12 protein-coding genes are annotated in these 14404 nt (G+C 38.6%); 3 read left to right on the top strand and 9 right to left on the bottom strand.

Going from position 1 to position 14404, the window contains the following annotated elements; all coding sequences use genetic code 11:
- Positions 1 to 191 precede the first annotated feature (191 nt).
- Genes DX933_RS06445 through DX933_RS06435 form a run of 3 tightly spaced genes read left to right on the top strand, consistent with a single transcriptional unit; the run spans position 192 to position 3638 of the window.
- Positions 192 to 1376, top strand: coding sequence for a carboxylate--amine ligase (locus DX933_RS06445; RefSeq protein WP_123315672.1), 1185 nt, complete (start codon positions 192 to 194; stop codon positions 1374 to 1376).
- 18 nt (positions 1377 to 1394) lie between these two features.
- Entirely contained in the window at positions 1395 to 2885 is a 1491-nt protein-coding gene (locus tag DX933_RS06440; RefSeq protein WP_190279434.1) for a UDP-N-acetylmuramoyl-L-alanyl-D-glutamate--2,6-diaminopimelate ligase, read from the top strand.
- Positions 2886 to 2924: 39 nt separating this feature from the next.
- Positions 2925 to 3638, top strand: a complete 714-nt coding sequence (locus DX933_RS06435) for a cysteate racemase (RefSeq protein ID WP_123315670.1) — start codon at positions 2925 to 2927, stop codon at positions 3636 to 3638.
- 82 nt (positions 3639 to 3720) lie between these two features.
- Here the strand turns inward: DX933_RS06435 and motS are convergent, their stop codons facing one another.
- From motS to DX933_RS06390, 9 genes are all read right to left on the bottom strand, one after another.
- Complete coding sequence (motS, locus tag DX933_RS06430; protein WP_123315669.1) at positions 3721 to 4506, bottom strand: flagellar motor protein MotS; 786 nt, start codon at positions 4504 to 4506, stop codon at positions 3721 to 3723.
- The gene (gene motP / locus DX933_RS06425) at positions 4496 to 5314 is read right to left on the bottom strand and encodes a flagellar motor protein MotP (RefSeq protein ID WP_123315668.1); all 819 of its coding nucleotides are present in this window, start codon (positions 5312 to 5314) and stop codon (positions 4496 to 4498) included. The genes motS and motP overlap by 11 nt, the downstream gene beginning before the upstream one ends.
- A gap of 96 nt (positions 5315 to 5410) precedes the next feature.
- Positions 5411 to 6412, bottom strand: coding sequence for a catabolite control protein A (gene ccpA, locus DX933_RS06420; protein WP_123315667.1), 1002 nt, complete (start codon positions 6410 to 6412; stop codon positions 5411 to 5413).
- A 231-nt stretch (positions 6413 to 6643) separates the two neighbouring features.
- Positions 6644 to 7720 carry a bifunctional 3-deoxy-7-phosphoheptulonate synthase/chorismate mutase gene (locus DX933_RS06415; RefSeq protein WP_123315666.1) on the bottom strand — a complete coding sequence of 359 codons (1077 nt, stop codon included), beginning with the start codon at positions 7718 to 7720 and terminating at the stop codon, positions 6644 to 6646.
- 409 nt (positions 7721 to 8129) lie between these two features.
- The gene (locus tag DX933_RS06410; RefSeq protein ID WP_123315665.1) at positions 8130 to 8645 is read right to left on the bottom strand and encodes a YtxH domain-containing protein; all 516 of its coding nucleotides are present in this window, start codon (positions 8643 to 8645) and stop codon (positions 8130 to 8132) included.
- A 15-nt stretch (positions 8646 to 8660) separates the two neighbouring features.
- A complete protein-coding gene (locus DX933_RS06405; protein WP_190279433.1) occupies positions 8661 to 9104 on the bottom strand; it encodes a DUF948 domain-containing protein in 444 nt (147 codons plus the stop codon).
- Positions 9105 to 9285: 181 nt separating this feature from the next.
- Entirely contained in the window at positions 9286 to 10581 is a 1296-nt protein-coding gene (gene murC, locus DX933_RS06400) for a UDP-N-acetylmuramate--L-alanine ligase (RefSeq protein WP_123315663.1), read from the bottom strand.
- Positions 10582 to 10678: 97 nt separating this feature from the next.
- A complete protein-coding gene (locus tag DX933_RS06395) occupies positions 10679 to 11830 on the bottom strand; it encodes a nicotinate phosphoribosyltransferase (RefSeq protein WP_123315662.1) in 1152 nt (383 codons plus the stop codon).
- 106 nt (positions 11831 to 11936) lie between these two features.
- Positions 11937 to 14321 carry a DNA translocase FtsK gene (locus tag DX933_RS06390; RefSeq protein ID WP_123315661.1) on the bottom strand — a complete coding sequence of 795 codons (2385 nt, stop codon included), beginning with the start codon at positions 14319 to 14321 and terminating at the stop codon, positions 11937 to 11939.
- Positions 14322 to 14404 lie beyond the last annotated feature (83 nt).

Raw genomic sequence — 14404 nt, 5'->3', positions numbered from 1 at the left:
CAAAACAGGTGTATTGGATAACATTTGTCGCTACTAGATCTTACATCAAATACGATACTGCTATTTTTAACGTGATTGTAACGAACACATAATGACGAAAATCTTGTATTTATGTTAAAATAAAGGGTGATTCAATATTGTAGCTTACGGTTTATATTTACATACTGGACGCTTTTCAAGGAGAAGATAAAATGGATAACAAAGCAGTAATTCTTGGAAATAATTACTATATTGGGCTAAGCACGATTCGATGCCTGGGAATTCATGGCATTCATACAGTGGCTATGGATTACTCAGAAGAAGAAAGATATGGAGCAACGTCCAAATATTGTCGTGAACGTATACTCGTTCCACATTATAAAAAGGATACAGATGGCTTTATTGATGCCTTAATTGAATATGCTAAAATGCAGGATGACAAGCCCGTATTAATTCCTTGTCATGATTCCTATCTGGAAGCGATAGATACACGGATGGATGAAATTAAACAGTACTATTATATCCCGCAAACGGAACAAGGCTTATATACGACCGCAATGAATAAGGAAAAACTTCATGCACTAGCCGAACAACACGGTGTGCATGTTCCGGAAACAGTTCGGGTACATGAGGAAGATTTCGAGGAAAAAGTAAACACAATAATTAAATTTCCGTGTCTCGTAAAACCAGTCGACTCCCCTTCATTTGTGGCGAAGTTTAGAAGAAAACTTTTTAAGGTACATTCCATGGAAGAATTACAGGAGAAAGTAGACTTGGCACATGAGGCTGGACTTGAGGTAATCGTCCAAAGAATTATCCCTGGATTTGATGATCATATGCATACGTTTGATGCCTATTTGAATCAGGATTCTAAAGTTACGCATTGGACAACCTGTCAAAAGCTTCGTCAATATCCGATTAATTTTGGTGCTTCTGTTTACACGGTTCAAAGACATTTCCCGGAACTATATGACATTGGCGCCAAGTTTTTGGAAGGAATCAAATGGAAAGGTTTTGCGGAAATTGAGTTTAAAAAAGATGCAGAAACTGGTAAATTTTATTTAATTGAAATCAATGCGAGAATAACGAATTTTAATCACATGCTATATAAAATTGGCATGAATGTTCCATACATTACGTATATGGAGATGATTGGCAAACCACTGGCACCAAAAGCCATCACTAAAAATACCAACACAGCATTTTGGTATGCTTATGAAGACTTACTTGCCATTAAAGGCTATATTCAAACAAAGCAATTGAAGCTTTCAAGAATAATTCCCACTTTCTTCCGCCCGAAGGCATATGCGATATGGGATTGGAAGGATCCGAAGCCTGGATTCTCTTTTATGAGCATTTATATGAAAAAAATATTAAAAAGACTCATTAGAAAATAAGCATAGGAGATGAACGTGATGCTACTTCATGAGATTGTGCAACATATGAAGTTTGAGACCATTCAAGGTGACCTGAATATTCCGATTGAGTCGGTTGCTTTTAACTCCAAGGAATTAAAGGAAAACGGCTTATTCATTGCCATCATTGGCATGACAACAGATGGCCACCGCTATATCGAAGAAGCCATTAAACAGGGTGCCACAGCCATTATCGTGGAAAAAGATGTCAAGGTGTCTCATTCTAACATTACCATATTAAAAGTGCAGGATACGCGACAAGCATTAGCAGAAGTAGCTGTAGCATTTTATGGCCATCCAACAGATACGTTACACGTCATCGGCATCACTGGTACGAATGGAAAAACATCCACCTCACATTTTATCAAGGCCATTTATGAGGAAGCCCAGGTGGATATGGGTGTTATTGGTACAATGGGCACTTTCATTCAAGATCAACGAATAGAGAACAAAAATACGACACCGGAATCGCTTGACTTGCAGCGCTTATTCAATCAAATGCTCGAGCATGGTGTTACCCATTGTATGATGGAAGTGTCATCACATGCACTTGAATTAAAACGTGCAGATGGTACTCAATTTCACACAGGAATATTTACGAATTTAACACCAGATCATTTAGAATTGCATAAAACAATGGAAAACTACTTCTCAGCGAAGGCGAAGCTTTTTCAAATGACAGACCAGTTTAATGTGATTAATATCGATGACCCATATGGTAAGCGACTATATGAGATGGCAGCAGAATATAAAGCAAAACGAGTCAGCTATGGGATTTATGAACAAGCTGATATATATCCAACCAACATTTCTTATTCATTTAATAAAACAGTCTATACCGTAAATACACCAACTGGACAAGCTGAGATAACAGTACATCTTCCAGGTGACATTTATGTATACAATAGTCTTGCTGCAATTGCTTGCGCATATAGCAATGGCATTTCACTTGAACAAATACAAAGAGGGATTCAGGCAGTAGCAGGAATTCGTGGAAGAATGGAAGTCGCCTATGAAAAAAATGACTTTAAAGCTATTATTGATTTCGCCCATACAGAGGACGCTTTAGCAAAAACATTAACAGCTGTCCGTCCCTACACAAAAGGAAGGCTCATACTCGTATTTGGTGTTTACGCAGATTTAAGTGAAAACGGTCGTGATAAGAGAAATGATATGGGCCGTGTGGCTGCTGAATATGCAGATTATTCCATTGCCACCTTGGACAATCCAAAGCACCATGACCCACAAATCATCATGAAAGAAGTAGAACAAGCGCTTCTAGCCAATAACGGCGCCTTTGAAATTGTCATGGATCGTGAATTAGCTATTCAACACGCAGTCGAAATGAGTGATGAGCATGATACAATCGTTATCGCAGGAAAAGGACATGAAACAGCTCAAGTCATCGGCGACGTAGCCATACCATTTAATGAAAAAGAAATCGTAAAAAAAGCAGCCGAAAAGAAATTCGCTTTATCATCTACGAATTAAGAGAACCCAATATGGTTCTTAGCTGCTGGAGGTGCACAAATGACAGATTATAAACTAGGAGTTATCGGTGGAATGGGTCCATTAGCAACCTCAATGTTTTATCAAAAACTCATTGACCATACGGAAGCTAAACAGGACCAGGACCATATCGATACAATCATACTAAACCATGCCACACTTCCTGACCGTACCTATGCAATTTTAAATCATGAAGCAGATACTTTTTTGCAAGCAGTGAGAAATGACTTTAAACTACTGGAGTATGCTGGTGTCACACATATTGCTATACCTTGTAACACGTCGCATTATTTCTATGAATCCATGCAAAGTATGACGAACATTCCGATTATCCACATGGTAGAAAAGACTGCAGAAGCAATCCATGCTGCATATGGTGCACATAGTAAGGTTGGTATACTTGCAACCAATGGAACGATTAATACGGGAATTTATGATCAAGCCTGCCAGAAATACGAGCTTGAACCCTTTCATCCAAATGAAACACTGCAACAAAAAGTAATGGATACCATTTATCAAATTAAAGCGGATCCAAGCTTTGACGCCAATATACTTACCGATATTATTACAGAATTACTGGAGCAGGAAGCTTGCACATGTATTATTTTAGGCTGTACAGAGCTTTCCTGTGTTCCCTTACCTGATCATATACAGAAATATTGCATTGATCCAATGGATGTACTTGTGAAGGAATCTATTAGACTTGCAGATAAAACATATATAACACGATCATGATATGCTGCGGTACAATCAAATACAAAAACCACGAGTGGCTGTAGCACTCGTGGTTTTTACGTTGTGTTAGAAAAACAATGACCTACTGATCTGCTTCATTGGCTGATCTACTATCTAATATAACAATTTCTACACGACGATTCTTCTTCATATTTTCAGAATTTGTATTTGGCATTACCGGCTTAGTCTCTCCATAACCAACGATAGAAAATCGCTTCATGTCAAATTGATATTCTTGGATCAAATAGCGTACGACACTTCCTGCTCGTGCTCCTGACAATTCCCAATTAGAAGGATAACGATAGCTTTGCATTGGCTTACTATCTGTATGCCCTTCTACCTTTACATGGTTTGGAATTTCCATTAATAATGCACCAATTTTATTTAAAAATGGTTTTCCTGAATCTAAGATAACAGCCTCTCCTGAATCAAATAAAATACTTTCTTCAAGAACAAGAACAACCCCTCGCTCTGTTCGGCTTGCTGATATAACTTGATTCAAATCATGTTCATCCAGGTAAGCGTCCACATCTTGCATTAATCCGGTCAAAGAATCGTCTGTGTCACCATCCAAATGCTTCTTCCCTTCATCCAATGGCGGTAATTCAAATTCATTTGCCAGATGACCATTTTCCGGATGATAGGTACTTTCGGAAGGATTTTCCATCGGCACACTAGAAGGATAAAAATCAAATATCATCCGATTACGAAATGAATCCGTAATGGCCTGAAATTTCACCAGATCAATTTGGGACATAGAAAATAGTAAAATAAAGAACACAAGAATCAAAGTAACCATATCCGAATAAGTTACCATCCATTTTGGTGCACCAGACTGCTTCGAACGTTTGATTTCTCTACGCTTCATGGACACTTTCCTCCACAAGAACAGAATCCTCTGTATGTCCATTCTGTCTAGCTTCAGTCGATAAAAATGCACTTAATTTTTCTTCTAGGATTCGAGGATTTTGTCCTGATTGAACGCCAATAACACCTTCGATAATAATTTGTTTAATAAAAACTTCTTCTTCTGTTTTATTTTCCAGCTTACTTGCCATCGGAATAAACACCAAATTAGCAAGCACTGTTCCATATAATGTTGTTAATAACGCCACTGCCATACTGGGCCCAAGTGTAGCGGGATCCTCCAATGTATTCAACATGAGAACTAAACCAACTAAGGTTCCTATCATTCCCCATGCTGGAGCGTATTCTCCACATTTTTCAATAATGGTACGTCCTCGATAATGGCGATCTTCCATTGCCGTTATTTCTGCGCTCATAATATCGTGGATCACTTCTGGTTCAATTCCATCAATGGCGAGCAGCATTCCTTTTTTTATGTACGGATCTTCAACATCGTCCATCTCATTTTCCAAAGCCAATAAACCTTCTCTCCTGGCGCGCTCTGATAAATGAACAAAAAGCTGAATCAATTCTGGCAGTTTTTGATCTGTTTTTAAAAATGCTTCCTTTAATACCTTATTCAGTTGTTTGATTTGCTCCATTTTAAAGTTTATTAATAACGAAGCAATCAACCCACCAATAACGATAAAAATAGAGGAGACATCCATAAATGATGCTGCATTATCTCCCCCTGCAGATACGATTGCAATACTTATCATAATAAAGCCAAGTGTAATGCCAATCGGGGTTAAAAAGTCTCTTTTTCTCATTGTATCTCTCCCCATACACATAAGTTAAAAGCCGTACAGCAGAATGGATAAACATACTGCTGCCGGCTTTATAAGCTCCTACTATATATATCGGCATTATCTTTCGTTTGTTGAATGCCTTTCTACGATTCGATGTGGTAAAATCACTTTTTGATCATCGACATTTTCTTTATTCATTAACTTGGTTAATAAACGCATTGCTACAGCTCCGATATCATACATAGGCTGAACAATTGTTGATAATGTAGGGCGAACCATGGTGGCCAACCTGGTGTTATCAAAACCCAGTACCTCTACATCATTTGGTACTTCTAAGCCCAAATCTTGTGCACCGTGAATGACACCTAAGGCCATTTCATCAGATGCTGCAAAAATAGATGACGGACGCTTATCCAGCTTTAATAGCTCGTCCGCTGCTTTTAACCCTGCATCATACGTATAGTCGCCATATACGATAAAGCTTTCATCTAATGGTATACCAGCTTCTTTCAATGCACGTGCATAACCATTATATTTAAGCTGGTTAATGACTGTATTCGTATGGCCGGATAAAAATCCTGGCTGTTGTTTATTGTTTTCAATTAAGTAATTTACTGCCTCATAGGAAGCCTGTTCATAATCTATGTTTACACTTGGGATTTGCTCTGATTCGTCAAAAGTGGCTGCCAGCACGATTGGAACAGAGGCTGTGGAAAACTGCTGTACGTGCTCCTCAGAAATATCCTCACCCATGTATATAATGCCGTCTACCTGTTTTTCCAGCATGGTGTTAATTAATTGTAGTTCCTTATCCTTATTTTGATCTGAATTACTTAAAATAATATTATATTTATACATCGTTGCAATATCTTCAATACCACGCGCTAATTCAGCAAAGAAAATGCTCGAAATATCTGGAATGATTGCTCCTACTGTTGTCGTTTTTTTACTTGCCAATCCTCGCGCCACTGCATTTGGACGATAGCCAAGTCGTTCAATGGTAGCCAGGACCTTTTTTCTTGTTGCCGGTTTCACATTGGGATTTCCATTGACAACGCGAGATACGGTTGCCATTGAAACGTTTGCTTCTCTCGCTACATCATATATTGTTATGTTCATATGCTTTTACCTCCGATTCATTTTCAGTTGTCATGGTATGACTGGTGTACGCCTGCCTACCGAATAGTTTTTCTCTTCTCTTCATCATACGCTACGTTGTAAAAAAATACAAAAAAATCGAAAGGCTATTTTATCAAAAAACAGCCCCTCGATCTACATTTTACCCATATTCATCCTGTAGATGCTGTTCACCATCTACAAAAACACGTTGTTTTGTATCAAGTGAAGCGATTATGCAAAAATCGGTGCGCCTTTCGTTAATGCAGCCAAAAATTCATCAAACATGTCTAAATCCATCTGTTGAGCAGAGTCTGATAAAGCAACTGCCGGATCAGGATGCACTTCTGCCATGACACCATCTGCCCCGATTGCAATTGCTGCCTTTGCAGTCGGCAATAGAAGATCTCTGCGACCAGTAGAATGCGTAACATCAACAAATACTGGTAAATGTGTTTCCTGTTTTAAAATCGGTACAGCAGATATATCTAATGTATTTCTAGTTGCCGTTTCATAGGTACGAATGCCACGTTCACAAAGCATAATTTTACCGTTACCACGTGACATAATATATTCTGCAGCATTGATGAACTCTGCAATCGTTGCTGATAATCCACGTTTTAATAGTACCGGCTTATCTACATCCCCTACAGCCTTTAATAATTCAAAGTTTTGCATGTTTCTAGCACCAATTTGAATTACATCAAGATATTCCATCGCTTCTTCAATATGAGCTGGATTCACAATTTCACTAATAACAGCTAAATCATATTGATCTGCAACCTGCTTTAATATTTTTAAGCCTTCTACCCCTAAGCCTTGGAAGTCATATGGTGAGGTACGTGGTTTAAATGCACCTCCACGCAGCAGTTTTAGTCCTTTATTTTTCACTGCTTCTGCAACCTGAGCAACCTGGTCATATCCTTCCACCGCACATGGTCCAAAAATAAAGTGAGTTTTACCATCACCAATTTTTTCACCTTTGATATCAATAATGGTATCTTCAGGCTTTTTCTTTCTGGAAACAAGCAAAGCTTTACTATGGTCATCTTCTTGCAGTTCAAGCCCAGCTTTGAAAATTTCCTTGAAAATATGCTCGATGGTCGAATCTTCAAATGGACCGTCATTATGCGCCACAATATTGTTCAGCATATCCCTTTCCCGAACTGGATCAAAGCGAATCATACTCTGCTTTTGCTTCACCTGTCCAATTTGCTGTACAAGACGAGCACGTTCATTAATTAGGTCCAATAGACGCAAATTGACGTTGTCCAAAGAATCCCTTAGTTGGTCCATTTCATTGTTGCTCATACTAATCTGCCTCCTGTTATTAGTTGGGTTGATCTCTTGCTGAAAGATTAAGAAAACAACTCCGATTTTTAATAATTAGTCACAATTATAGCTAATATCCGTTGCTTTGTCACCCTTAGTTTTCATGATTTTTAAAATTTTTATGGAAAAGTAGCCAAAACATGCATGTTAGACAGCTTTTCCAGGTGAATTTTATTTTCGAATATACGAACAATTCGATGAAGATTATTAATTTTGTTCTATTTCTCCCTTAGAAATAACTTAAACCAGACGGGAATTTCGATTTTTCAGCATACCACCTATTGCATTCTTTTAGCTTAATCCATTGGAGACTTTGGTGTACCTTGTATGCTATAAAATGTAAAGAACTGACCCCTTATCAAAAGGAATCAGTTCTTTAATCAAATGCTTACTTTTTGCTTATTTTTTCAGCCGTTTCGTCCATCTCATCTGCAATTTTTTCGGCTTTTTTAATTGCTTTGTCTTCTACTTTACGTTTTTCTTTCATTTTTTCCTCAGCTGCTTCTGTTGCTTTTTCAGTTTTTTCAGCTGCTTTTTTAGTAAGCTGTGCGGTTGTATCTGTTGCTTTATCCTTTAACTCTGAACCTTTTTCAACAGCTTTGTTTTTCAATTCAGATCCTTTTGCAGTTGCTTTATCTTTTAATTCCGTTCCTTTTTCGATGGCAATGCCTTTCCATTCGCTTCCTTTTTCATAAGCCTTGTCCTTTAACTCAACTGTCTTTGTTTGAGCAATATCTTTCCATTCATTTGCACGATCCATTACTTGAGAGGCACCCTGGTTAATATCACCGCGTAATTCCCTACCTGATTTTGGTGCAAACAACAATGCGATACTTGCTCCAACAATACCACCAATCATTGTACCAATTATAAAATCTTTGCTATTGATATTATTGTCACTCATCTGAATTCCTCCTATTTATTTTTTTATTTTTTTGATCAAATCGATTGCTGCTGTTCCCCATGTTACTGCTTGGTTAATCTGCTCCTTATTTTCGGAAGCTGACTGCGTAACCTGTGCAGCCACCTGATCAAATGACTGATTTAAATGACTTGCTGTTTGTCCAAACTGTTGCGCCCCTTCAAATAAGCCGTCTAGCTTAGCTGACTTGGACTGCATATCATTCGTTAACTGATTTGTTTTTTCCAGTAGCTCGTTTGCTTCTGTAGTAATGCCGGAAACTTGTTGTTCTAAATTTCCCAGTGTACCAGATACCTGGTCCATTGTTTGTTTTGCAGATCTAATGGTGATGATGACAAATACAACAAGAAATACGATTGCAGCTAATGCAATAATTCCAGCAATGTATAATAGACTTTCCATCGACAAATGCAGCTCCTTTTTTCTGATTGCAACTAGCAAAGGGGAAGCACCCAGCATATTTTCGTTTGATTACTAACTATACCCTAAAACACCGAGGCTAAACGTATATAGCTTGTCCAGTTTCTTTGCAAATCATAAACATTCCCCAATGCATGACTTATTTCTATCATAAGTTAAAGTCTAATTGGAATCAAACGAGAATATCCTGTCTTTAACCATGCTACTGGCAAGCAGCTTCATATGCTTGCTGAAACTTCTGAATATCTCCTGCTCCCATAAAAATCAATACACCATCTTCATGCACTTTTAAATTCTCTGTATGAGCTAGTTCAAGCAGCTTGCTGCCTTCAATTCTTTCCTGTAAATCCCCAATTGTCATTTGCCCACTCTCTTCTCGCGCTGAACCAAAAATATCACAAAGATATACATGATCTGCCAGTTGTAAGCTTTCAGCAAACTCCTGAAGAAATGTCTTTGTTCGAGAAAAAGTATGTGGTTGAAAAATAGCAATAATTGGTTTATTAGGATACTTCTTACGTGCAGAGTCAATCGTTGCTTTGATTTCAATTGGATGATGTGCATAATCATCTATTATTACTTGTGTTCCAATTTTCTTTTCGGTAAAGCGACGTTTGACACCCTGGAATGTAGCAAGTTTCTCAATATCTGCTACCTGCATCCCTTCATAATGACACATTGCTATGACAGCCAATGCATTTAACACCGTATGATTACCGTATTGTGGAATTGTAAATGAAGCATAAAATGTATTACGCACAAATACATCAAACACAGTACCGTTGTCAGTTTCTTTTATATTTTTTGCTTGAAAATCATTGGTATCAGCAAATCCATAATAAATTACAGGAACCTTTGATTGGATTTTCTGTAGCTGTTCATCGTCTCCACAGGCGATAATTCCTTTTTTAACGTTATTAGCCATCGACTGAAATGCATCAAATACATCATTGACACTTGAAAAATAGTCAGGGTGATCAAAATCAATATTCAACATAATGCCATAATCAGGCTCATACTGAAGAAAATGACGGCGATACTCACAAGCTTCAAAAACGAAATATCTACTATCTACATGGCCCTTCCCTGTCCCATCACCTATCAAGTATGAAATTGGGAATGCTTCATCTAACACATGCGCTAACAAGCCAGTTGTAGATGTTTTCCCGTGGGCACCAGTAACAGCAATACTTGTATATTGTTTGAGCCATTCTCCCAAAAATTCATGATATCGATAAAATCGATTTCCCATTTGTTTTGCTGCGGCAATTTCGATATAATCTTCCGGAAACGCATTTCCAGCAATAATTGTCATATTTTCTTTGATGTTATCCTCTGAAAAAGGGTAAACAGGAATTCCACTTTCATCCAAGGCATCCTGGGTGAAGAAGTATTTATCAACATCTGATCCTTGAACGGTTTCTCCAGAATCATGTAATATTTGTGCAAGTGCACTCATTCCTGTACCTTTAATACCAATAAAATGGTAAGTTGTCATAAAATGAACCTCCAAAATGATGTATAGCGCACGCTAATTTTTATTTAGCATGTACAAGCATGCCGCATATTATGGTTAATCGCACGCAGTCAATTCATTAATCAATCCTGCCATCTGTTATTCCCGATGAAACCTCGATTGAATCATACATGTATTCTACTTTTTCCAATCTTGCATTTGGCCGATATCTGCGCCCCTCTTTAGCAGCCGGTAGACCGTTTAATAGCACATTATCGCCAGTAAAGCCAATATTAATATTAAGTAAGCTCCCACCAACACCATACATGTCTACAGGGACACCCGCTGATTCAAAAGCCCTTATTCTTTCTTCCGTAAAGCCACCGCTCACCATGATTTTGACATGATGAAATGCTTCGTCATCTAACGCTTTTCTCAGCGCAAATACGAGTTCTGGATTCACACCTCTTGGATCGAAGGAGCCCATCAAGTGATGGTTTCGTAAAAAATATTTATCAACTAAAGTTCTTGAAGTATCTAAACGGACAGCCTTCAAATCGGAGCCGAATTCCCTCGCAACCTTCAAGGCATCCGTAATGACATCATTATTATAATCAACTAGTGCAACGAGGTCATCTTTAGGATACATCTCGTGATAAGCCCTGGATGCAGCTACAATGTCACCTCTAAACATCTGAATCATTGCATGCGGCATCGTGCCCATCCCTTTTTTACCCCACCATTCATTCATAGCATGGGTAGCTTGTGCGGTAGATCCGCCAATGAAGGCTGCATAGCCGTCACCTGCCTGCTGGGTAAAATGATCATCACGATCGCCCATGAAAATAACAGGTTTTTGTTTACCAGATGCCCTTGCTGCTTTAACAACATTATATACATTTGTTGCAACAGATGTTCTTCTAGCTAATATACCATCTATGAGCCCCTCAAGAAAACCAAATTGCTGATAAGCTCCGGAAATAGTCAGTACCGACTCATAGGGACTGATTTTATCACCGTCTTTAAGCGAATAAATTTCAAGTGTTTCCGGTCGTTCTGCAAATGTATGGACCAGCGCTATCGCTTCGTCTGTACCACATAAAACAGCATGTTCTTTTTGAAAGAACTGCATCGTCACGTGGTTATTAGGTAATTTCTTTTCGGCAATTTCCTTTGTTTTAAGAAAGTATACAGCTGAAAACCAGCCTTCTCTAATTCGTTCATCAAACTTAAAGGTTTTATTCGTCAGCCTGGCAATCTTACCGCTCAGCTTTTGTTCAATTTCTTTCATCCGGATCTCCTTAGTAACCATTTCTTTCTATATTTGAGTGTATCCTATACATCATATAAAAACATTCACTATTTAACAAGATTATTATTTAATATGTGACATGCCATCATAGCTGCATTTCATCCAATTGCGCACTTGTTACGAGTACATCCCTAGGTTTACTACCATTTTGACCAGCAATAATCCCTTTCGCTTCCAAGGAGTCGATTAATCTTGCTGCGCGATTATAGCCAATCTTAAAATGTCGTTGTAATAAGGAAGTACTCGCTCCATTATTGGAAACGACAAACTGAATCGCATCGGGGAGCAATTCGTCCTCTTCTTGATCGGTTTCGATTTGTGCTAATAATGTTTCCTGTTCAAACAAATAATTTGGTGGAGCAATTTGACGAACATAATTCGTAATCCGTTCAATTTCATCGTCTGAAACAAATGGACCTTGTATACGAACGTTTTTGCCGGCACCATTTTCGTTAAATAGCATATCACCTTTACCTAGTAGCTTCTCCGCTCCAGCCGTGTCGATAATAGTCCTTGAATCTACCTGTGATGACACACTAAAGGCAATTCGTGTTGGAATATTTGCCTTGATCAACCCAGTGATGACATCTACAGATGGACGTTGGGTTGCTAGTAAAAGATGGATACCACAAGCTCTAGCTTTTTGCGCTATTCGGCAAATCGCATCCTCTACATCCTGTGGTGAAACCATCATTAAGTCTGCCAGCTCATCAATCACAATGACGATGAATGGCATTTTTTCATCTGTCCGCTGTTGTTTTTTCATTTTTTGATTAAACCGCTCAATATCACGAACGCCCTCATCTACAAAACGGTCATAGCGGGATTCCATTTCTTGTACCGCCCATTTCAAGGCTGCTGTTGCAGCTTTAATGTCCGTAATAACAGGTGATACGAGATGTGGAATACCATTATATGGTGCAAGCTCTACCATCTTCGGATCAATGAGCAGAAATTTTACATCCTCATGGCTCGCTTTATATAGCAAGCTTACAAGAATGGTATTAATACACACACTTTTACCAGACCCTGTTGCCCCTGCAATTAATCCGTGGGGCATTTTTTGAATGGTTGAGATGATTGGTGTTCCTTCAATATTCAAACCAAGTGCAATGGATAGCGGTGATGCGCTCTGTTTAAAAGCATTGGACTCAAATATTTCCTGCAAGCCAACCATTTCCGGGTTAGGGTTTGGAACTTCTATACCAATTGTATTTTTCCCTGGGATAGGTGCTTCCATGCGCAAATCTCTCGCAGACATGTTTAACTTAATGTCGTCACTTAAGTTACGAATCCTGCTAACCTTTACGCCCATCTCAGGCTGAATTTCAAAACGTGTTACAGCAGGACCTTGTGTCGCATTAACGACACTGGCACGAACATTAAAATACTTCAATGTTTTCTCCAATAATGTTTGTTGTTCACGAACCCATAAATGGTTTGCATTATTCTTTGGAACAACATCATCTAATAAATGAAGTGGCAAAGAATGATCTACTGCCTCTATTTGCTGAACCGTTTCTAATTTTCGTAAGCTTGTACCATTCGATTGTATGTTATTTGCCTGTTGCGGTACTTCGGGATATCGATTGTTTGGTTTTTGTGTATTTACTTGATTCAGTTGTGTTTTCTTTTGCTGCGCAAGACGATGCTTATCACGAGGAGTCATCATCACATTAAACGGAACAGGATCAGCTGATTTAGATGACTGATGATTTGATGTTATTTTCCGTTTATTTTTTTGCAATCGCTCCTGATTTCTTTTATGTCTTGCAGCTTGTCGATTGTCTCTTTGCTCCAGATTGATTGGAAAAGGTTCAATCGTACCATGTGCCGAGCCTTGCGAATCTGATATGTTATTTTCCGTTGAGGAAATGTCCTCAGGCTTGTCTATAGCTAGATCTGCTTGTTGGTCTTTCTGATGACCATTTTTATTCCACTGCATGTTAGACTGCTCCATTTCTGACAGTGGGGTATTCGTAGATTGTACGTCCTTTTCAAGTGTTGTGGCAGACTCCTTTTCAGCTTCAATCCGCTGCTTACGTATATAAGCAGGCGTGTTTTCAACCTCTTTTGCCCGCTTGCGTTCTTGATATCCATAAATAGGAGATGCTACCGCACTCGGTTTAAACGGAACGTTGTTAGGCATTTTCTTACGGGAGGTTTGATTCGTACTTCCATTCCCTGTATCTTTTCTTTCTGTTTCCACCCGCTCCGCTTGTATCCGCGTTTTTTTCCTCCGTTGGTAAGCAGGTATATCGGATAGTTCTGTTGGTCGCTTATATTCTGCCTGATCCGGAATGACTGGAAAACGAAATGGTTTCTTTTCAGGATATTGATAGGCCATTTTTGCCTGTACTTTTTGTGTTGGGTCATGTGTCTCGTGCATTTCGTGGATTTCCTGGAATTCTTCTACTTCGACTTCTTTCCATATTAAGTTGTGAATTTTATCTTTCCATTTATCCCACATATTTGTTCACTCTTTTCCTTCAATTTGCATCGTATGTACGGTTTTTTACAAACACTACACATATATTCTCATTTTAACAGTTT

The organism is Ornithinibacillus gellani, from assembly GCF_003730295.1.
GTDB classification, from domain to species: Bacteria; Bacillota; Bacilli; order Bacillales; family Amphibacillaceae; genus Ornithinibacillus_A; species Ornithinibacillus_A gellani.
The sequence above is the reverse complement of the archived record's forward strand: the minus strand, read 5'-3'. Positions and strand labels throughout refer to the sequence as shown.

Excerpts from the sequence above, each read along its gene's own strand:
- DX933_RS06445 (WP_123315672.1), top strand. The coding sequence starts at position 192 with ATGGATAACAAAGCAGTAATTCTTGGAAATAATTACTATATTGGGCTA.
- DX933_RS06440 (WP_190279434.1), top strand. The coding sequence starts at position 1,395 with ATGCTACTTCATGAGATTGTGCAACATATGAAGTTTGAGACCATTCAA.
- DX933_RS06435 (WP_123315670.1), top strand. The coding sequence starts at position 2,925 with ATGACAGATTATAAACTAGGAGTTATCGGTGGAATGGGTCCATTAGCA.
- motS (WP_123315669.1), bottom strand. The coding sequence starts at position 4,506 with ATGAAGCGTAGAGAAATCAAACGTTCGAAGCAGTCTGGTGCACCAAAA.
- motP (WP_123315668.1), bottom strand. The coding sequence starts at position 5,314 with ATGAGAAAAAGAGACTTTTTAACCCCGATTGGCATTACACTTGGCTTT.
- ccpA (WP_123315667.1), bottom strand. The coding sequence starts at position 6,412 with ATGAACATAACAATATATGATGTAGCGAGAGAAGCAAACGTTTCAATG.
- DX933_RS06415 (WP_123315666.1), bottom strand. The coding sequence starts at position 7,720 with ATGAGCAACAATGAAATGGACCAACTAAGGGATTCTTTGGACAACGTC.
- DX933_RS06410 (WP_123315665.1), bottom strand. The coding sequence starts at position 8,645 with ATGAGTGACAATAATATCAATAGCAAAGATTTTATAATTGGTACAATG.
- murC (WP_123315663.1), bottom strand. The coding sequence starts at position 10,581 with ATGACAACTTACCATTTTATTGGTATTAAAGGTACAGGAATGAGTGCA.
- DX933_RS06395 (WP_123315662.1), bottom strand. The coding sequence starts at position 11,830 with ATGAAAGAAATTGAACAAAAGCTGAGCGGTAAGATTGCCAGGCTGACG.
- DX933_RS06390 (WP_123315661.1), bottom strand. The coding sequence starts at position 14,321 with ATGTGGGATAAATGGAAAGATAAAATTCACAACTTAATATGGAAAGAA.